This is a genomic window from Pseudoalteromonas sp. SWXJZ10B (assembly GCF_015864475.1).
Taxonomy (GTDB): Bacteria; Pseudomonadota; Gammaproteobacteria; order Enterobacterales; family Alteromonadaceae; genus Pseudoalteromonas; species Pseudoalteromonas arctica.
The window spans coordinates 1-17,977 of record NZ_JADYXD010000023.1 but is presented as its reverse complement, the minus strand read 5'-3'; the positions used below and the strand labels follow the sequence as shown (position 1 = coordinate 17,977).

General features: G+C 37.1%; 18 protein-coding genes. 5 read left to right on the top strand and 13 right to left on the bottom strand.

Annotation, left to right across the window (positions count from 1 at the left end):
- Window positions 1-806: 806 nt before the first annotated feature.
- The 8 genes from I6F54_RS16690 to I6F54_RS16655 form a co-directional block, all read right to left on the bottom strand.
- On the bottom strand, window positions 807-1,538 hold the full coding sequence (locus I6F54_RS16690) for a MauE/DoxX family redox-associated membrane protein (protein WP_165740858.1): 732 nt from the start codon (window positions 1,536-1,538) through the stop codon (window positions 807-809).
- A gap of 24 nt (window positions 1,539-1,562) precedes the next feature.
- A complete protein-coding gene (locus I6F54_RS16685) occupies window positions 1,563-2,075 on the bottom strand; it encodes a DUF305 domain-containing protein (RefSeq protein ID WP_165725483.1) in 513 nt (170 codons plus the stop codon).
- A gap of 133 nt (window positions 2,076-2,208) precedes the next feature.
- Window positions 2,209-2,727, bottom strand: a complete 519-nt coding sequence (locus I6F54_RS16680) for a DUF411 domain-containing protein (RefSeq protein WP_165725484.1) — start codon at window positions 2,725-2,727, stop codon at window positions 2,209-2,211.
- 10 nt (window positions 2,728-2,737) lie between these two features.
- Complete coding sequence (locus tag I6F54_RS16675) at window positions 2,738-3,226, bottom strand: YybH family protein (protein WP_165740856.1); 489 nt, start codon at window positions 3,224-3,226, stop codon at window positions 2,738-2,740.
- Between the two features lie 23 nt (window positions 3,227-3,249).
- A complete protein-coding gene (locus I6F54_RS16670; RefSeq protein WP_165740855.1) occupies window positions 3,250-4,158 on the bottom strand; it encodes a copper resistance D family protein in 909 nt (302 codons plus the stop codon).
- 11 nt (window positions 4,159-4,169) lie between these two features.
- Entirely contained in the window at window positions 4,170-4,577 is a 408-nt protein-coding gene (locus I6F54_RS16665; protein ID WP_024596894.1) for a copper resistance CopC family protein, read from the bottom strand.
- A gap of 22 nt (window positions 4,578-4,599) precedes the next feature.
- The gene (locus I6F54_RS16660) at window positions 4,600-5,463 is read right to left on the bottom strand and encodes a copper resistance protein B (protein ID WP_165740854.1); all 864 of its coding nucleotides are present in this window, start codon (window positions 5,461-5,463) and stop codon (window positions 4,600-4,602) included.
- Window positions 5,460-7,292: a copper resistance system multicopper oxidase gene (locus I6F54_RS16655; RefSeq protein ID WP_165740853.1), complete on the bottom strand. Its 1,833-nt coding sequence runs from the start codon at window positions 7,290-7,292 to the stop codon at window positions 5,460-5,462. The genes I6F54_RS16660 and I6F54_RS16655 overlap by 4 nt, the downstream gene beginning before the upstream one ends.
- Window positions 7,293-7,458: 166 nt before the next feature.
- Here I6F54_RS16655 and I6F54_RS16650 point away from each other — a divergent pair, with 166 nt between their 5' ends.
- Both I6F54_RS16650 and I6F54_RS16645 read left to right on the top strand, forming a co-directional pair.
- Complete coding sequence (locus I6F54_RS16650; RefSeq protein ID WP_024591667.1) at window positions 7,459-8,145, top strand: heavy metal response regulator transcription factor; 687 nt, start codon at window positions 7,459-7,461, stop codon at window positions 8,143-8,145.
- Window positions 8,135-9,532, top strand: coding sequence for a heavy metal sensor histidine kinase (locus I6F54_RS16645; RefSeq protein ID WP_165725487.1), 1,398 nt, complete (start codon window positions 8,135-8,137; stop codon window positions 9,530-9,532). Before I6F54_RS16650 ends, I6F54_RS16645 begins: the two co-directional genes overlap by 11 nt.
- A 166-nt stretch (window positions 9,533-9,698) precedes the next feature.
- Here I6F54_RS16645 and I6F54_RS16640 read toward each other — a convergent pair whose 3' ends face one another.
- A complete protein-coding gene (locus I6F54_RS16640) occupies window positions 9,699-10,235 on the bottom strand; it encodes a GNAT family N-acetyltransferase (RefSeq protein ID WP_197142388.1) in 537 nt (178 codons plus the stop codon).
- Window positions 10,236-10,553: 318 nt separating this feature from the next.
- Between I6F54_RS16640 and I6F54_RS16635 the strand changes: the two genes are divergently transcribed.
- Window positions 10,554-11,003, top strand: a complete 450-nt coding sequence (locus I6F54_RS16635) for an antitoxin Xre/MbcA/ParS toxin-binding domain-containing protein (protein WP_008133923.1) — start codon at window positions 10,554-10,556, stop codon at window positions 11,001-11,003.
- 358 nt (window positions 11,004-11,361) lie between these two features.
- On the opposite strand, the gene cas6f is transcribed toward I6F54_RS16635, so the two are convergent.
- Genes cas6f through I6F54_RS16615 form a run of 4 tightly spaced genes read right to left on the bottom strand, consistent with a single transcriptional unit; the run spans window position 11,362 to window position 16,219 of the window.
- Entirely contained in the window at window positions 11,362-11,964 is a 603-nt protein-coding gene (gene cas6f, locus I6F54_RS16630; RefSeq protein ID WP_197142386.1) for a type I-F CRISPR-associated endoribonuclease Cas6/Csy4, read from the bottom strand.
- On the bottom strand, window positions 11,961-12,989 hold the full coding sequence (gene csy3, locus I6F54_RS16625; protein ID WP_197142384.1) for a type I-F CRISPR-associated protein Csy3: 1,029 nt from the start codon (window positions 12,987-12,989) through the stop codon (window positions 11,961-11,963). The genes cas6f and csy3 overlap by 4 nt, the downstream gene beginning before the upstream one ends.
- Window positions 12,989-15,040 carry a type I-F CRISPR-associated protein Csy2 gene (locus I6F54_RS16620; protein ID WP_197142382.1) on the bottom strand — a complete coding sequence of 684 codons (2,052 nt, stop codon included), beginning with the start codon at window positions 15,038-15,040 and terminating at the stop codon, window positions 12,989-12,991. The genes csy3 and I6F54_RS16620 overlap by 1 nt, the downstream gene beginning before the upstream one ends.
- Before the next feature lie 3 nt (window positions 15,041-15,043).
- Window positions 15,044-16,219, bottom strand: coding sequence for a TniQ family protein (locus tag I6F54_RS16615; RefSeq protein WP_197142380.1), 1,176 nt, complete (start codon window positions 16,217-16,219; stop codon window positions 15,044-15,046).
- 506 nt (window positions 16,220-16,725) lie between these two features.
- Here I6F54_RS16615 and I6F54_RS16605 point away from each other — a divergent pair.
- Both I6F54_RS16605 and I6F54_RS16600 read left to right on the top strand, forming a co-directional pair.
- Window positions 16,726-17,376, top strand: a complete 651-nt coding sequence (locus I6F54_RS16605; RefSeq protein WP_197142378.1) for a DNA-methyltransferase — start codon at window positions 16,726-16,728, stop codon at window positions 17,374-17,376.
- Window positions 17,377-17,477: 101 nt separating this feature from the next.
- The gene (locus I6F54_RS16600) at window positions 17,478-17,918 is read left to right on the top strand and encodes a hypothetical protein (protein ID WP_197142376.1); all 441 of its coding nucleotides are present in this window, start codon (window positions 17,478-17,480) and stop codon (window positions 17,916-17,918) included.
- The last annotated feature ends 59 nt before the right edge of the window (window positions 17,919-17,977 follow it).

Below are 17,977 nucleotides of genomic sequence, written 5' to 3'. Positions count from 1 at the left end.
TTTAATGCTTAAAGTTTTGTAACTTATTCACAGGCTAACGCCTTTTTAATAACTCTTGTTTTTAGCACCGCTGTAGCCACCTAAAACTGTAGTCAATAAAAGGGAATAAGATGTTTTTTTTATAGCCAATTATTAAGTAGATGCCTCAATCGTCTTGACTAAATAAATATAGTCCACCCTCCGCCTCGAACAACTTAATATAACTAGCGCCTCAATACCTGGATATCACTCATCCCCGAACCGCTTTGTAGCGTGCTAAGCTTAAAGATCAATAAAAAACTGGAGTACACTAAACTCGCCAATTAAAATCGTTTTTCTTGTAATTGATATATTTTCCTCATTATATCGGTTTGTGGGGGTAACAATTTGACGGTACGCGAGCCGCGCAAATGTCTGCTCGTACCACGTTTACTTGTATATGTGAGCAAACACCAATATGACTAATTAACTATTTTTAGCCAATCACAATGACCGCTATTCGCTCTAAGCGGACTAGAAAAAATTTCACAAAATTTATTAATTAAATTTATAAATTCTTAAACACTAGGATGATTAAAAATTTATTGCCAAAAGAATCCTGGAATCAAATTTAGATTAGATCTATTTAAGATAAAGTTAGAGGGCTAGTGCTTTTTTAAATCATGCAATTGATAAAAAACTTTAGTCTCGTTGTAACTTCAAGATACCTTAGTGAAGCCAGAGCAAATTGATGGGGTTTTAAGTTCAGGCAGAACCAGACTCAACTACTGAGTCTGGTTCGTGCTATAAATAAGCTCGTCATCATATTTTTAAATTAAAGCTGTTATTTACCTAACAAACATCCAAATACCGGCAGCTATCATAAATAAGTTTTCTGTTAGGGAGATAAACCCTAGTGGTACGTTACTGTCACCGCCTACACACGCACATTTTAACTCTCGTTTATCTATATAGACTGCTTTTATCACTGAAACAGCACCAACCCCACCTATGAATAATGAAATAGGGGCAATAATATAGGCTGGTAATCCGGCTATCATTCCAATGCCAACAAATGCTTCTAAAAATGGGTAAACATAAGCGTACCTGACTATTTTCATAGCGACTAAGTCATAGGTTATAAATGAATTAGTAAAGCTAAATAAGTCTTGAAGCTTTTGTATTGCTAACACTGCCATTGTTAGGGCTACAAACAGTTCAGCGGTTTGCATTGATAATAAGCTATTAGCCGATGCAAAACTAAATGCCACACTAAGCAAAAAACTAACCGAAAAAATCGCAATCACGGGCGTGTAAGTTGTACCTTCTTGGGCTGCTTGTGGCTTATTAAAGTAATTACGTAAATCGTCGTAGCCACCTATACGTTTATTATCAATAAATGTTTGAGGTGTAGTTTCTACACTGTGTTGTTTTTTAAATTCATCTGTTTGCTCTCGAGAAGTTAAAAGCTGATCATCAACTGTATATCCCTCTCGCTCTAGTAGGTCTTTTGATTTTAAACCAAACGGACAAATATGCTCATCTGTTGCCATTCTAAAAAGCTGGGCTGATTTACTCATGCTTTACTCCTTATGTTATGCGGTTTATTTATTTGAATTGAAATCTGGAACAGCTCTTAATTGTGCTTGAGCATTGGTTTGTGTAATGCCGTTTTGCTCTATATCTTTTAGGAGCCATTGCATTTCTTTTATTTCTCGCTCTTGGGCTTCAATTATATTTGTAGCTAGCTTTTGAACGCGTTTATCTTTGATTTTTGCCCTGTCACTGGTGAGTATGGCAATTGAATGATGTGGGATCATCGCCGACATCCATGAGCTATCATCAACAGTCGCTTGTGAGCGAACTAAAAATAAACTACCTGCAAATACGGCAACACTAGCAATGAGTACTGTTATATTTTTCTTTTTATCTTTATACATATTAAGCATGAAAAGTAGCATTATCACTGCCATCGTGGCTCCCATATAAAGCGCCATATAAGTACGAGTTTCACTAAAATAAACATGACTAAGTTGATAGGTGTTCAAATACATCAATACAAACATGGTTATTGTGGATGTTGCTATCATTAAAAAAAATTTTGAATAGTGTGACATTGTATTGCTCCTTAAAAGTTTTGTATTTTGTTTTTACACGTGAGTAATATTTACACTATTAAGCTCACAAATCAGTGTTTCCTGTTGTGTAAAATGGGTATTTAACAATTAACTCAAGAATTATGCCGTTAGGCTAAAATTGCTCGCTGGATTTACTTATGTATCTGTAGGTTTCTTCATTTGAGTTGTCAGTGAGTAGTTCAATATTATATTTGTGAAATATACCCTCCATTTCCATTCCGGGAGTGCCAATAGGCATGGCTGGTACACTTAAGCCTGTAATGTGCGGAGCGTGTTGCCCAGATAAAAACTGTTTTATATGTTTAGCGGGAACATGACCTTCAAATACAAATCCATCGGCTGACACGGCTGTATGGCATGAGCGCATATTAGGTTTTATTTGATACTGAGATTTAATCGACCCCATGTCATTAACGTTAATTGCTTTTGTTTGAATATTGTTTTCACTCAAATGAGCAATCCACTTATTACAACATCCACAATTTTTACTTTTATAAACGGTAAGCTCAATTTCAGGTTTTTCTGAATTTTCATAGATTATTGATGTTTTATGCTGTTTTTCGATACTCATTGTAGAAAATGACATAGTTAATGATAAAAAAAACGCTGAGGTAATGTAGATTACTCGCATTGTTAACTCCTTAATTAGACCAGTGAATATGAGTGATTTTCCAACCTTTATCGGTGTTTTTTAATGTGATTGATTCCATTCCCGTAGACTTAATATCTTTCCCTTTATACTTTCCTTGAGTTTTACTTCTTGAAATTGAGTAAGCTATGTTTCCATTTGTGTGAACTTGATGCTCTAGCAGTTCACTATCAACTGCACTTAAGAATTTCATATCCGCTATCATATGATGGTTCGCGTATTCATCTGCAGAACGCTCAACAATTCCGCCTTCAAAAATGACGACATCGTCGGCCAGTAATTTACGGGCACCTTTGGCATCGCCTTGTTTTAGGGATGCATGAAATAAGCTAACTGCCTTTGCAGCTTCGCTATCAACATTAACAAAGACCCAGCCTTTTTTTGTGTGCTCTTCATGGGTGTGTGCGTTCACAGCAAAAGAACTAACAGCGCTAAAAATTAGTAGCAATAAAATTTTTAAATTAGAGGATTTAATTAATATACATTTTCCTTTTTTATTAATCGTTAAATAGGCGGACCAACAAGTGTTGTAAATACACTTGTGGTAATAAGTACAAATAGGGCAATTACTATTTCAACAGTGATCGAGCGTTTTAATATACTTATATGGTGTTGTTGAGTGATTTGCGGGACTAAAAAAAGCTTATGCCATGCACCTAGTAATAGCATCGCGCAGACGAGTAGCAGCTTTAATAAAATTAGTTGCCCATAATTTGATGTAAACAATGCAGAAAATGACTCTAGGTACTGCAGGAGCAGAGTTAAGCCCGAAATAAGTAGTACAAATACAATAACAATAGCGAGTTGACCAAAGTAATGCATTAACCGCTTTACTTCACTGGTAGGTAGTAAAGTGCAGCTTTTGTAAAGCGGCCACAATGACCCTAACCAGCTCGCAATGGCAATAAGGTGAAAGGTTAAAATACTTTTCACTAACCCATTTTCATTTGCACTGTGCCCAGTAAAAGTGAAACTATAAGCGATAAACCCAAGCATGATTAGTATAACGGCAGCGTTTTTATAACCTGCTACGTTATCATCTGATTCCACATTCCACATACATGCGCTAATTAGAGCAATAATAAGCGCTGGTATTCTAAACGTTGCTTGGTCACCTATGACTGATTGCCAAACAATTTCAAGCATAAAGGGGTCAAACATTCCCATAAAGCCTGATTCAGCCATTGCTCCAGCTTCTATTGGTACTTGTAAAAGTGCAGCAATACTACCTGTAACTACACACGTAATTTGCCAACGTTTTAAGAACTGATAAAAACTAATTAAGTGATGCCCTGCAACATTGCTGTTGCCACACATAAAACGCATTAATAAAGTGCCCGCAAGCCCTGCAATTGCGATATAGCTTGCTAGTTTTAATAAGAGTAAGAGTACTGACCATTCACTTAATTGCATTATGTTGCTACTTAATGATTATGTTTGCTGTGGGTATTAGATTGTTCTTGCATCATCTTATGCGATTCACTTTTGTGTACCATAAATCTAAACGTGTCGGTCATTTTATGTCCATCACCACCCAGTGCTGTCCATTTAACCGTGTAAGTCCCTTGGGCTAAGCTCGGTAATGACCAACTAAAGTCTGTGCTTGGGGTGGAGCTTGGTTTGAAATCAAAGTTTATTGAGTTATTTTTTTCATCTTTGATGATGACTTTTGCTAGCCTTACTTCACCACCAAAAGTTAACGAAAGTTGCTCTGGGCTTTTCATTAACATGGCTTCTTGCGCAGGTGTTGATTGCTTGAGTGATATATGCGCTGATGCGGAAAATGTAAGCACTAAACCTAAAATGGCTACTGCAGAATTAAAAAACTTCATAATTACCTCTTATTTAAAATGATTAAAACCAAAATTTAATACCCGCAACAAATGCGGTGTTGTTGCTACTTTGTCCACTTGATGTGGCATAGTCGGCGGTATTGCCAAATTTATTGCTCCATTCAATGCCAATATAGGGCGCAAACTGGCGTGTAAACTCATAACGAACCCTAAAGCCAATCGCGCTGCTTGATAGACCACTTCCAAGATCGTTTTGTTTATCGTTTTTGCCATAAAGTGTAATTTCGGCTCGCGGTTGTATAATTAGCTTTTGCGTGAGTAATAGTTCGTACTCTGCCTCTAACGTAAATGCGGTATTGCCTCGCTCACCCACGTACGCTGTCATATCAATTTCAAACCAGTAAGGGGCTAAACCTTGTAAGCCAAAAGCCAACCATTGCCGATTTTCACCTTCTTTATTGTAATCAAGACGAACACCTGCTTGAGTATCCCAATATGCTGATACGGCGTGACTCCATAAAATATCGGTTTGGTTTTCTTCAATACTTCCTTCGCTGAAATCACCTTCGGTTTTAATTACCAATCGATCAAAGGTAGTGCCGTACCATGCTTGTAAGTCAAACACACCTGCGTTTGCTTGCTCGTTATATTCAAGACGATCGCCTAGTAATGCGTAAAATGGATGCTCATCAGCGAGTGTTAATCGCTCATTGCCCTCAAGCGCATATGGGCCTTCTGTTAAAGTTGTTCCCGCAGAGTAAGCATGAGGGTCTCTTGCATCTTTAGGTGCACTTCCTCCTTGTGGTTGCATCTTAGCGCTATTCATTTGTGCCATTTCACTTTGCGCTAATAAAGGGAAACTAATTAATGAAGCCCCAGTTAACATTAATAAACCTAATGATTTAGATAGTTTTAATTGTTTCATGATACGACTACCTCTCTAAACATACCGGCATCCATATGGAATAATAAATGGCAATGCCAAGCCCAGCGACCTACATCGTGAGGGGTGGTTAAAAAGCTGATTCTTTGTGCGGGTTGAACAGGTATCGTATGACGTCGCACTTGCACATCACCTTGCTCGTTTTCTAAATCACTCCACATACCATGCAAATGCATAGGGTGCGTCATCATGGTATCGTTTTGTAAAATAACTCTTAAACGTTGGTTATGCTTCATATGCACTGGCGTGCTTTTACCAAATTCTAAGCCATCAAATGACCAGCTATAACGCTCCATGTTTCCGGTTAAATGCAGCTCAATTTCAGCTTCTGGCTCTTGCTGGTTAGTGATCCCTTCAAGTGAGTGTAAATCTGCAAGTGTTAAAACACGACGACCATTTTTACGTAAACCAATACCAGGATCATCAAGATTTGTTCTAGGCATATCAACGCGCATATCAACTGAAGCTCCATACTCCGTTTTTGCATGACGCACTTTAGAGCTGGCAACCGCTAATGGGTTTTCAGACATACCATGTTTGCTATGATCCATCGCCATTGCACCGTGGCCCATAGCGCTATGATCCATTTCTTTAGAGTTCATACCTGACATGCCTGACATGCCTGCCATACCAGCCATTGCAGAGTGCTCACCGCCGTGGGTCATATTGCCCATCATATCGGTCATCGTTAACCATTCAACAGGGTCAAGTGCAGGTACTGGCGCATCAATATTAGGCGAGCTTGATAAAGTTCCTTTTGCGTAACCAGAGCGATCCATACTTTGAGCAAAAATCGTATAGGCATCATTTTTAGGCTCAACAATTACGTCGTAGGTTTCACCAGGGCCGAATCTAAATTCATCAACTGTCACTGGTTCAACGTTTTGCCCATCTGCTTGTACAACCGTTAGTTTTAACTCGGGGATACGCACGTCAAAAAAGCTATTACTAGAGCCATTAATAAACCTTAACCTAAGCTTTTCACCGACTTTAAATAATCCACGCCAGTTTGCCATTGGAGTACTACCGTTCATTAAAAAAGTCATTGCTGATGCAGATAAATCAGCTAAATCTGTAGGATTCATTCGCATCTGATTCCACATTTTTCGGCGCTGTAGAGCATTTGAAATACTGCTGCTTGAAACGTCATCGAAAAACTCTGGGACAGTGGGTTGATTGAAGTTAAATACATCACTCTGTACTTTTAATTTACGGAACAGCGCCATAGGGTCATCATCAGTCCAATCAGATAATTGAATAACATGCTCGTTATCTGCACTAATAATATCGTTTTCTCGCGGTTCAATAATTAATGCACCGTACATGCCTGTCATTTCTTGAAAGCCACTATGTGAGTGATACCAATATGTACCGCTTTGTTGTAGTTTAAATTTATAAACAAAGGTTTCGCCCGGCATAATGCCTTTAAAGCTGATACCTGGTACGCCATCCATTTGATACGGTAAAATAATGCCATGCCAATGAATTGAACTCGGTACTGATAACTTATTTGTTACTCTAATAGTAACGTCATCGCCTTCTTTGAGGCGCAAGGTAGGAGCGGGTATAGATCCATTGATAGTTGTCGCCATACGTACTACACCAGTAAAGTTAACCGGCGATTCATCTATAACCAGATCAATTACTTCGCCGCTAAGTTCGGGTACAGTGCCTGTTATTGTTCCTGCTACTAAAGATGATGCAGCATGTAATACACTCGGAAAAGCAGCAAGTACACCTCCTGCAATTAAGCCTTGAACAAATCGTCTTCGTGGTGTGCTAACCTGTTGTGATGACTTTTTAAACCCCATTTCCTTACTCCTTCATAGCAGAATATGTATTGAGTATAGAAAATAGACCTGTCTTCAACATGACGCGAACATTACAAAGTTGTAATCTTGGTGTCATGTTGCTGTAGTGACAGATACTGCATAATATTTGCAGAGGTAGTTGTTAGGACTTTAATGAAGGAATTGTATGCGCTTATTAGTTGTTGAAGATGAAGCAAAAACGGGAGATTATTTAAAACAGGGACTAAGTGAAGCTGGTTTTCAGGTTTCTTTGGCGCGCAATGGTCTTGACGGCCATCACCTAGCAATGACCGAATTATTTGATGTAATAATACTTGATGTCATGTTACCTGACGTATCCGGTTGGAAAATTTTACAGTCGCTACGTGAAGCAGATAACAAAACCTCAGTACTATTTTTATCTGCTCGCGATAGCATAGGCGATAGAGTAAAGGGGCTCGAACTTGGTGCTGATGACTATTTAATAAAGCCTTTTGCTTTTGCTGAAGTTTTAGCAAGAGTACGCACTCTTATTCGCCGTGGTGCAGTACAAACAGTTGACGATATACTGATAGTTGCTGATTTAGAAATGGATATTCCAAAGCGAAAAATACAACGTGCAGGCAAGCGTATTTTATTGAGTAATAAAGAATTTAGCTTACTTGAACTATTGTTACGGCGCGAAGGTGAAGTACTGCCACGTTCGTTAATTGCTTCTCAAGTATGGGATATGAATTTTGATAGCGACACCAATGTGATTGATGTTGCCATTCGTAGGCTAAGAGCAAAAGTTGATGATGACTTTACTGTTAAATTAATTCATACAGTTCGTGGTATGGGCTATAAATTAGAGGTTGAAACTGATGGCTATTAAGTCACGGCCTTTATCACTTACGATGCGTGTTGTGTTGTTTGTGGCTGTAACCGTTATTGCGTGCTTAACTTTAGTTGCCACCTTAATAAATAGTTCGATAAAACATCATTTTTTCCAGCAAGATAGTAGTGAACTGCATGTTATTAATCAATCTATTGAACTAGTTTTAACACAACACTATAAATCAAACCTGAAACTTAAAAATGAATTATCTAACGCTGTAGCGGGTCATCACGGTGTTTACTATCAGGTAAATACCGCAAAAGGAAAGCTGATTTTTCAAAGCTCTGAACGAGATTTTAGTGATTTTGTAATGAGTGCTAAGGCTTCAACTGGCTTTAACCGTAACAATATTGTCTCATGGCAAAATGATACCCACACCTACCGAGCTCTGGTGAGTAATTTCAGCACTGGGCAACAGCAATACAAAATTACTACAGCGATAGACATGAGCTTTCATTTACACTTTCTCAATCAATTTCAGCAAAGCCTTTGGGCCATTATGTTTGGCTCAGCGGTACTCATTTTATTGGTGGCTTGGTTTGCTATACATCAAGGATTAAACCCTTTACGAGGTTTAAGTCAGAAAATACACGATATCCAAACTAATAAAATGGATGTAAGGCTCGATGAAAATAAAGTGCCTATTGAGCTTGTTAATATGGTTCAGTCGTTTAACTCAATGCTCGACAGGCTCCAAGGTGAATTTATTCGCTTATCAAATTTTTCTAGTGATATTGCTCATGAACTACGAACTCCACTCACAAATATAATTACTCAAACACAGGTTGGATTATCTAAAAAAAGGCAGTTGGAAGAGTATCAAGAATTATTGTTTTCTAACTTAGAAGAACTCGAGCGATTAACTAAAATGGTTAGTGATATGCTTTGGCTCGCCAAAACTCAAAACGGGCTAATTAAACCCGTTCAAAACACTCTAAAAAGCCATGATGAAATTGAAGTGTTATTTGAGTATTTTGACGCTTTGGCTGAAGACTCATTGATTGCATTTAATAAAAAGGGTCAAAACCTTTGTTTTTATTGTGACAAATTACACTTTCGCCAATTATTATCAAACTTACTATCCAATGCAATTAGGTACGCCCCAAAAGGCTCATCAATCACTGTAAACAGTGAAATGACCACCGCTGAAAAAATATGCATTTCAGTGATTAATACAGGGGAGAGAATACCTTCTGAGCATTTACCTTATTTATTTGACCGCTTTTATCGACCTGATAAGTCGCGGCAACGACACAGCGACGGAGCTGGTTTAGGGCTTGCAATAGTTAAAGCTCTAGCGCAAGCAAACGGTGGAGATATAGAGGTCAGTTCAAATAATCAAACTACCAGCTTTAAAGTTTATTTAAATTTAGTTAAAAGCTAATTATTAAAACCAATAACTCAATGTTTGCTTGTAGCTCTTTGGCGAAGTTCAGCTAAGTGCCAACAGCGGACGCTGGTAACGCCTTGCTAAGAGACAAAAAAATAGTTTGCTAAAATGTTAAAGAACGAAAACAGCAAACTGTATTTTGTCCTTGTTAAACAGCTTGTTATATAGCATTGTACTCATGATTAAGTAACCCTAACTTTAAATCATTACACCAACGACCACCTAATTTAAAGTTATCTCGAATTGTACCTTCATGAGTAAAACCCAACGCTTTTAGTAAATTAAATGATGGGGAATTACCTTCAGTGACAGTTGCGATCACTTTATGGAAATTACATTGATTAAAGGCATATTCAATAACGGCAATAGTTGACTCTTTACCATACCCTTTGCCCTGAAACTCAGGACTTAGTAAAAAGCCAAGTTCAGCTTGTTGGTATGGCTCCCATTCGGGATAAAAACCAGTTACGCCTATTTTAATCCCAGTTGCTTTTTCAATGATTGTTAAAGTTAACCAATGATTAGAAGTTTTTTCCCATTCGCCTAAGCGACAATTAAAACGTTCATTTATATCAGATTCGGTAAATGGATCACTGACATACTTGAGTACATCGCTTGATTGATGAAGCTGCTCAAAAAGCTCCCTGTCATCTTTACAAATTGGCTTTAAAATGAGCCTTTGGGTTTCAATTTGCACAGGCTTTCCTTTGCTATATAACACTTATTGAACACCATTTTGGTGGTTTATAACACACCAAAACGGCCTATATTACATACCATGATAATTTCACCAATAATCACCTTTGTAAACAAGTAATTAAAACCGCTAGAAATTAAGCATGTTATTTTGCCCCAAAACGGCGTTTAATAATGTTATTGGACAAAATTAGATTTCTACTTAAAACACAGGAATAAATTTAACTTTTTCAGTGTCCGGTTATCGCTTTAATCCGACTATCAGCTGGATAACAGAAGTGCTATTATTAAATATAACTTTCTTGGCTTTGAGGTATGTATGCCTAGTGATATGCAACCTAGCACTAATCATAAATTTGTAGATATACTCAGCAATGGAAAAGTTAATTTAAGCTCAAACCCTTTAGATGAAATTGAATTAATTCAACGTGGTTTAGATATAAAGAGTGTTGAGAAGTTTAGGCTTCAGTTAGGTTGGGATATTCAATCCTTTGCTAAAGCAATTGGTACAAATATTAGAACTTTGGAACGTCATAAAAAAGAGTACACACGTTTAAATGCAACTTTGAGTGAAAATACCTTTGAGTTAGCTCATCTAGCATCAGCTTGTATTGATTACTTTGAAAATATTGAACGATGGAATAAATGGCTAAATACGTACTCCTTACAATTTAGCTCTAAAACACCTTTAACATTTGTAAATACAATTGCTGGTAGAAGGTTAATTAGGAACGTTATAAATAGCCTTAAATACGGTTATAACGCTTAAAAAAACCCCAACATTTGCTGGGGTCTCTCTATTTAGCCTCTGCCTTTTCGGCAGTTGAAAGTCACAAGTTGTGGTTGTTTACTTCCTGGCCTAATTTCAGCTGCCTACTCGGCAGTTCACTAGTTATAGCGAGCACTGCAATGATGGGTACTATTTCCAGCTGCCTACTCGGCAGTTCACCCATTGAAGTAAACGCCGCAATTATTGCCAGTATTTCCAGCTGCCTACTCGGCAGTTCACTATTAAAAATAGTTTAAATTCCTATAAATACCAAACTGTTAAATGAATTTAAATTATTTACCCTTATTTTTAATCAACCTTATAACCAGTTGAAAATTAAAAGAGTGTTTTAAAATTATTAAAAAAGGGTATTCAAAGAGGGAACCGTGCCTTGAAATGTTTGATTTGTAGCAAAGCCATAATTATTAAATTGATTTTCTATCGCATTAGTATTTTCAATTTTTTGTATGTGAAGTATAAAATTTTCCCCGTTGCCTTTGCTTGATACGGGTATTGAATGAAAGTGGCCTATGGCTTTTTCCTCAAATTTATATTCCGGATTATATACTTCGCCTCTGGCTTCAGCTCGTTTTTTAGCGCGTTTTAATCGCCTTTGCTTTTCGCCAACAAATGCTTTTGCTACCGATTGGTTGCGAACAAACATGACTTCGCTTTGGTTTACTGGTACTTCAAGTATTTTTGATAAGCCAAATAACTTGTCATGAGCCATCATCTCAAAATAGCTTTGCCGAGATAGATTGGTTAATTGCTTTTTATTTGTTGATACGAACGCTAATTCATTACCTATAGTTTGCTCATTCCATTTAGGAAAGCACACACCAATATTACTTATCTCGCGTGAACTCATAAACCCATGCAAAATACCAATACAACGCCCAGCAAGAAGGCTTACATCACAATTTTTGGGTAAATAAGTAATGGTAAAATAATAGCGCTTCAACCTTTACTCCTTTGAAACAAGCCACCTTTGATCAGCACTGCCGCAATAAAGTGAACTGCATTTGATTCTTCATCTTGCCCTAAACCATGCTTTCCCATGTGTTTAATATGCAAAGCAATGCGCGGGAGTAATGAATAAAAGTCTGAATGGGTCTTAGGTGTTCTGTGTGCAACTAATATTTGCTTATCTGCGCCATATTCATGAGTGCGTAAAGGTTTGTAGCCTCCCTCATACCAATCATCGATAGTTTGGATAGCAGCTCCTACTTTTTGTGAGTTTAAACTTGCTGCTTTTTTATCGCCCACTTGAGTGTATGCAAGCTGTTTAGATGACATGCCTTGTTCAACAGTATCTACAAACTTTTGACTAGGGTGAACCTCTTGGCTAAATGCATTTTTAATTTTGGCTGTTATATCTAAATAACAATAGCTTTGAGGGTTACTGAGCCCTTCTTGAATAGATTCTGACAATGTTATTAATGCTGTTTGATTATTTTGCCAATTGCCCTGCCACTTTAACTTTTGTACACCTTCAATGATGATCGGGGCTGCATTCTCAATAAGGATTTCAATATCAACATTTGGTGATTGACGGTTGCGCCAAAGCCAGTTTCCCATCAGTATATTTTTAGCATAGCGAGTTGCCACTTCATTAAGGCCATTGTGCTTTTTATAGGTTTCAAAAAAACGTTTTAACCAATAAATAACTTTAGGGTCATCACATACATGTGGCTCAATACAATTAGCCTCAACCCTGAGTGAAAAACGACAAAATAGCTCATTTACCGTTGGAGGAACGTAACACACATCAATTGTTTGAGGGTTTCCAAACGCGAGATCTTGTGGTGCTAAATTTTTAGCCACATTTTGCTTTTGATACGCATCGCCAAACCCTGATTTTTGCCCAACTAATTTATTTTGCTCTATTTGTAACGGTTCAAAATCAGACTCCGGTGTTTTATAAAAAAACACCGCTTTACTGGGTGAGAGCGAACGCGTGTAACTTAAGTGCCGAGGTAATTGCATTATTCATACTCAAACTTAGACTTTTTCATAAGCATAGACTCTTTTTGAACATCCATAACCCAAAATGCGTCATGGAAGAACTGCTTAGCCCCTGCGTACTTAACTGATGTATTGCTAACACACTTTAAAAGCCCAATTACGGGCTCTGCATAACAATGGTGTTCATGTAATGCTGCATCGCGCTTTACGGGTTCTTCAAGAGCAGCAAAACCAATTGCAGCGGGTCTTAAATTAAAGTTACCGTTAAGGGCATCAATCAATTGTTCAAAACTTTTAACTACTTTTTTTGATGGGTATAACCAACTGCCATTTAACGATTTTGCCTTTATATTTTTAAACAGCTCACTTGGTTTAGTATGTAAATGGCACCAATCAATATTTTGATATAACGAAGGTGGATGCATAGTCCCGCCCGCAAACATAGATGGTAGTGCGGGCTTTATAAGCTGACTATTCAACTTATCTAAAAGCTCAATATTTGGTACAAAAAGCCTAAATACTAAATCGAGTGTTATATCGCATTTAGGCTTATCGATAATACCGGAACTTATCACATGAGTATGGCCAGCAACTTGTTTTAACTTACTTGGCTCAGGTAATGGTTTACCTGTATGTAGTTGATAGCTTTCAATGTAAATAGCACTGCCAATACACTTAATTGAAGGGTCTATAAAGTTTTTTAGCTTACGCTCAAAGTTATGAGCAAGCCCATTTAAAGCAGTAAGTGACGGCATGCCTTGAATATATGGGTTAGCCATTGCCTCGGCATCAAACACTCGCATATCTTGGCAATGTACATACACTATTTGCTCATCATTTAATGTTTCTTCTTCAGTTGTACAATGAGTAAACACATAGTTTAACTGCGTTTTAAACAACCCCATTAAATTAGGGTGATACGCAAAGCGTTTGAGCTTACTTAAAGTACCTAGGCTCTCATTTAGTATGTTACTAAATTGGCTAATACAGTTAGTAATACTCTGATCTAAGTAATGCTTTGCCCACTCAGGGTAAGCTTGATTTTGCGCGTTATTTTTAGCTTCAAGAATGTTATCAAGCCATAACTGCAAGCTAACACGTACTTGCCTAATAGCCGCGACTCGCGCTAATCGCTTTTGCCTTAACGTATTAAACTGTTTAATACCAACCAATACCAAAAGCGCATGCTGAAATTGACTACTTAATAGCGCACGAATTTTAAATGTTTTCTCAATATCATTATCGACTACTTTAGAGCGTTTAATAGCCTTTGAATTTGTTTTAGGAAAGTAACGCAGCACTCTTATATTGCCGCCTACTGAGCTTGCTAAATCACCAACATTAGCAGGTCTTGAGTTCTCAACTAAACCAAAGTTTAACTTACGACCTGTCGTTAATTGCTGAATCTTAGCTAGCATTGCATGGCTTACTACAGGCGTAACCGCAAGGTAGCTTTGCTGGAATGGCATTTGTAATTGTGGTGAAAAAGAGCTTACTTCTAATGGGAGTTCTGCCACTGGCAAAAGCTGTTTTATTTTGCCAGCGATGTCTAAAAACGCCTTTTTAGTAAACCCGTATTTTCTTATTAAATTAATCCAAACAGGCTCTTCAGCTATTAGTAACTTTGCTAAACAAGTTACTTCACCTTGCCAAATAAATGAGGTTAAAAATAGCTTTGCATGATTAATTTCAGCACTATTGTGCGACCATCCAAAACTTAAAGGTAATGACCGGCTACAAATACCCGCAATATCTTCACTTACAACTTCACTAATTAAACGTTGATGGCTTACGCGTATATCGGGGTATTTTAAATTATGAGTATGAAACCATTTTACTTCGTTAATGCACTTACTCAGTAACACTTCATCGCGTAATACACTTTTAGCGGTTCTTGTACTTGTTAAATCATCGATCTCACTTCGCTTATAAACTAGGTTAATGAGCACAGTCAGCGATTGTTCTTCAAAGCTATCTACCGCAACATGAGGTGTATATGGCGCAAACAACTTTCTAAGTGTTGTGGTTTTTTCTTTTAGTGATTCAATTGCAAATGCATCTTGTAAGTTCATAAGTTACCACGGCGCTATAAATTGTTTTTTTGTTTGAGGCTTTTCAGCAGCGAATGCTTGCTGTAGCTCAATAACTTGGCGTAAATAAAAAACATGGCTATCAGCTCTGAGCTGTTCGTGCTTTTTTTGTGGATAAGCACAGTTTAAAAAGCCTTCTTGATGAAGCCTATAAACTTGCTCTGTGGTGGTGTTTAATAATACTGCTGTATCAAAAGTACAAAGCAGTAAATCTGCAATATTTGGATGTTTAGCTTTGGGGTTACTATCAACTAATTCGACAAAATAATTAATAATCTCATCAAGAACTTTGTTTTTACGGTTACTTGTTGCAGCTATTTGACCATCACGGATTAAATCGCCATAAACAGAGTTGAACTTAGTTTTATTAAAAGGGTTGAGTTGCTTGAGACGCGCATTATTTGTGAGTAAGTTTAATTCAACGGTAAGGCTTTCAGGCCAAGTACTAAAGTAATCAACAAAAGTACGGTTAAAGTCAGCATCGCTTACATCAAGTTGTTTAACCTTCGCAAACCACGATAACAGCCCCATTATTTTTGGGCTGTTATTACTTGCAAGCGCAGATGCAATTTTAAAGTCTGCATCGTTTAACTGTTCACTATTGGTTAGTTTACAACCACAACCACACTCTAAACACGCCTCAGAATCTCTATAATCAACTAATTTATGACATTCCATACATTGTATGGTTAATTGTGTTTTATGCTTATGGCACGCTTTGTAGGGCTTTAAATGCCAATAAAAAGGAATGTAGGAAGATTCAGTTAAACATTCAATACAAACAGGTATGTTATCTGTACGAAGTAGCTCAAGGGGAATAGCCAGTTCATTTCGACTTACTGCGGCAAGGTTGCCAAATTTAAAATTACTGCGCCTCCAAGCAAGTGCAAGAATGTCACCAGCGTTTACATCTGCTAATTGAGCAACCAACTTAAGCGCTCTTATTCTAAAGCTGCTCGCTTGCCTAGCATGATAAACATCAACTTTACTCAGCGCTAACGGCAGCGCACCTTCAAGCTCATTATCTTGCTCTGCAAGCCATTGCCACAAAATATCAGCAAGCTCACTATAGCCATTGTATGAGTTATCCCTTGCAAGCCTCAGCAAATAGCTTTCAAGCGCCTCATCTGGGTAAGGTTTTGTTTGAACTAAAAAATGCATCGCCAACCTAAACTAAGAAAATCTTAGTTTAGGTTTAGGCTAAATAAATTAGATAGTCAAAAATAATTATCGTTAAATCATTCGTACTTCACAAAAGTACAATATCTGATACTGTAGAGAGCGTTACGGCATTTCTAATGGATGTATTAATAGCCAGTAACATAATAAAAAACTCAAATTTAAAAATACAAAGCTAACTTATAAGGAGATTCTTATGGCTTGTAATTGCTGTGGCAAAGCTTTAAATAGCGGCATGGTTCAAAAGAAAGATTCATCAACCGGTCAAAAGTTTAAATCATGCCCTCATTGTTCAGACGCTAATAGTTCTGAACATATATTCCATCCATATCCGGCTTCTTTTGGAATTACTCCTGCTCGCAAAACGGCCCGCAACCCTGATGGGTATCAAAGCTATTGCATTGATTGTCGACGATTAAAAAAGGGCGTTGCTTCGAAAGCTTTTCACAATGGCCGCTTGTGCAGCACACTTTAACTAAAGAGATTTAATGCAAGTATTTAAAGATGATGCGGTAAATTGGTTATCAACACTTTCAACCGAAAGTGTTGATCTTTTAATTACTGACCCACCCTACGAATCATTAGAAAAATATCGAAAAATAGGAACAACCACTCGCCTAAAAGTAAGTAAATCGTCAAGTAATCAATGGTTCGACATATTTCCAAATAATCGCTTTGAAGATCTACTAATAGAAATATACAGAGTGCTGAAAAAAGGTTCGCATTTTTATCTATTCTGCGATCAGGAAACAATGTTTTATATTAAGCCAATAGCTGAAAACGTAGGTTTCAAGTTTTGGAAGCCAATAATTTGGGATAAAGTGACTATTGGAATGGGCTATCATTACAGAGCTAGACACGAATATATTCTTTTTTTCGAGAAAGGTAAGCGCAAGTTAAATGATCTAAGCGTTCCAGATATCCTCACATGTAAAAGAGTATACAGGGGCTACCCTACTGAAAAGCCAGTTAAGTTAATTGAAACACTCATCTCGCAAAGCAGTAATGAAAATGAACTCGTCGTCGACCCTTTTTTTGGCTCAGGAGCTACTTTAGTAGCAGCCAATAACTTAAATCGACAAGCTATCGGATGTGATATCTCTGAGTCTGCCCATTTACATTTTAAAACGAGAATCTAAATACTAGTTAACAAGCGAGCTATAAGCCAAGTACTAAATATTTATAACTCACTAACTAAAATAAGCTTTATCAATAAAACTTCAATATTAAGGTATGGATTGTGGAACTTATCCAACATATTAAAAATTTTTTCCCAAGTACTCAGCGATCCAAAATAACTGGTTTTGAAACCCTAAAATTAAACTATAGTTCAGACGGGTCATTAAAAAACTTGACTGAAACTTTTGGATGGCCACCTAATTTATTCATAATATTATATACGCTGCTTGATTATACTGATAAATATAGATTATTAGTTGCTCCACAAAGTCACTTCAAATGGGATGATAAATTAAAGTTAGAAGCTGAAAATGCGGCCACAGAGTGGAATTATTTTTTAGAAAAAGAAAAGTTACCTAATAAGTCAAATATTAAGATACATCTTAATAATATTTTCAAATCAATAAATATGAAAAAGTGTATTTACGATTTACTAAACCAAACCGAGTTTTGCCAATCAACTTTCATTTGTAGTGGTACAGTGATTTTGGCCACCCATTAAGAAAGAAATGTTATGCTAATAAGCATACAAATTTGGGTGAAAAAATGACGAAATTAAAA

What these genes read in the sequence shown, in the direction of transcription:
- I6F54_RS16690 (WP_165740858.1), bottom strand. Translation starts at nt 1,538, where the DNA reads ATGAGTAAATCAGCCCAGCTTTTTAGAATGGCAACAGATGAGCATATT.
- I6F54_RS16685 (WP_165725483.1), bottom strand. Translation starts at nt 2,075, where the DNA reads ATGTCACACTATTCAAAATTTTTTTTAATGATAGCAACATCCACAATA.
- I6F54_RS16680 (WP_165725484.1), bottom strand. Translation starts at nt 2,727, where the DNA reads ATGCGAGTAATCTACATTACCTCAGCGTTTTTTTTATCATTAACTATG.
- I6F54_RS16670 (WP_165740855.1), bottom strand. Translation starts at nt 4,158, where the DNA reads ATGCAATTAAGTGAATGGTCAGTACTCTTACTCTTATTAAAACTAGCA.
- I6F54_RS16665 (WP_024596894.1), bottom strand. Translation starts at nt 4,577, where the DNA reads ATGAAGTTTTTTAATTCTGCAGTAGCCATTTTAGGTTTAGTGCTTACA.
- I6F54_RS16660 (WP_165740854.1), bottom strand. Translation starts at nt 5,463, where the DNA reads ATGAAACAATTAAAACTATCTAAATCATTAGGTTTATTAATGTTAACT.
- I6F54_RS16655 (WP_165740853.1), bottom strand. Translation starts at nt 7,292, where the DNA reads ATGGGGTTTAAAAAGTCATCACAACAGGTTAGCACACCACGAAGACGA.
- I6F54_RS16650 (WP_024591667.1), top strand. Translation starts at nt 7,459, where the DNA reads ATGCGCTTATTAGTTGTTGAAGATGAAGCAAAAACGGGAGATTATTTA.
- I6F54_RS16645 (WP_165725487.1), top strand. Translation starts at nt 8,135, where the DNA reads ATGGCTATTAAGTCACGGCCTTTATCACTTACGATGCGTGTTGTGTTG.
- I6F54_RS16635 (WP_008133923.1), top strand. Translation starts at nt 10,554, where the DNA reads ATGCCTAGTGATATGCAACCTAGCACTAATCATAAATTTGTAGATATA.
- csy3 (WP_197142384.1), bottom strand. Translation starts at nt 12,989, where the DNA reads ATGCAATTACCTCGGCACTTAAGTTACACGCGTTCGCTCTCACCCAGT.
- I6F54_RS16620 (WP_197142382.1), bottom strand. Translation starts at nt 15,040, where the DNA reads ATGAACTTACAAGATGCATTTGCAATTGAATCACTAAAAGAAAAAACC.
- I6F54_RS16615 (WP_197142380.1), bottom strand. Translation starts at nt 16,219, where the DNA reads ATGCATTTTTTAGTTCAAACAAAACCTTACCCAGATGAGGCGCTTGAA.
- I6F54_RS16605 (WP_197142378.1), top strand. Translation starts at nt 16,726, where the DNA reads ATGCAAGTATTTAAAGATGATGCGGTAAATTGGTTATCAACACTTTCA.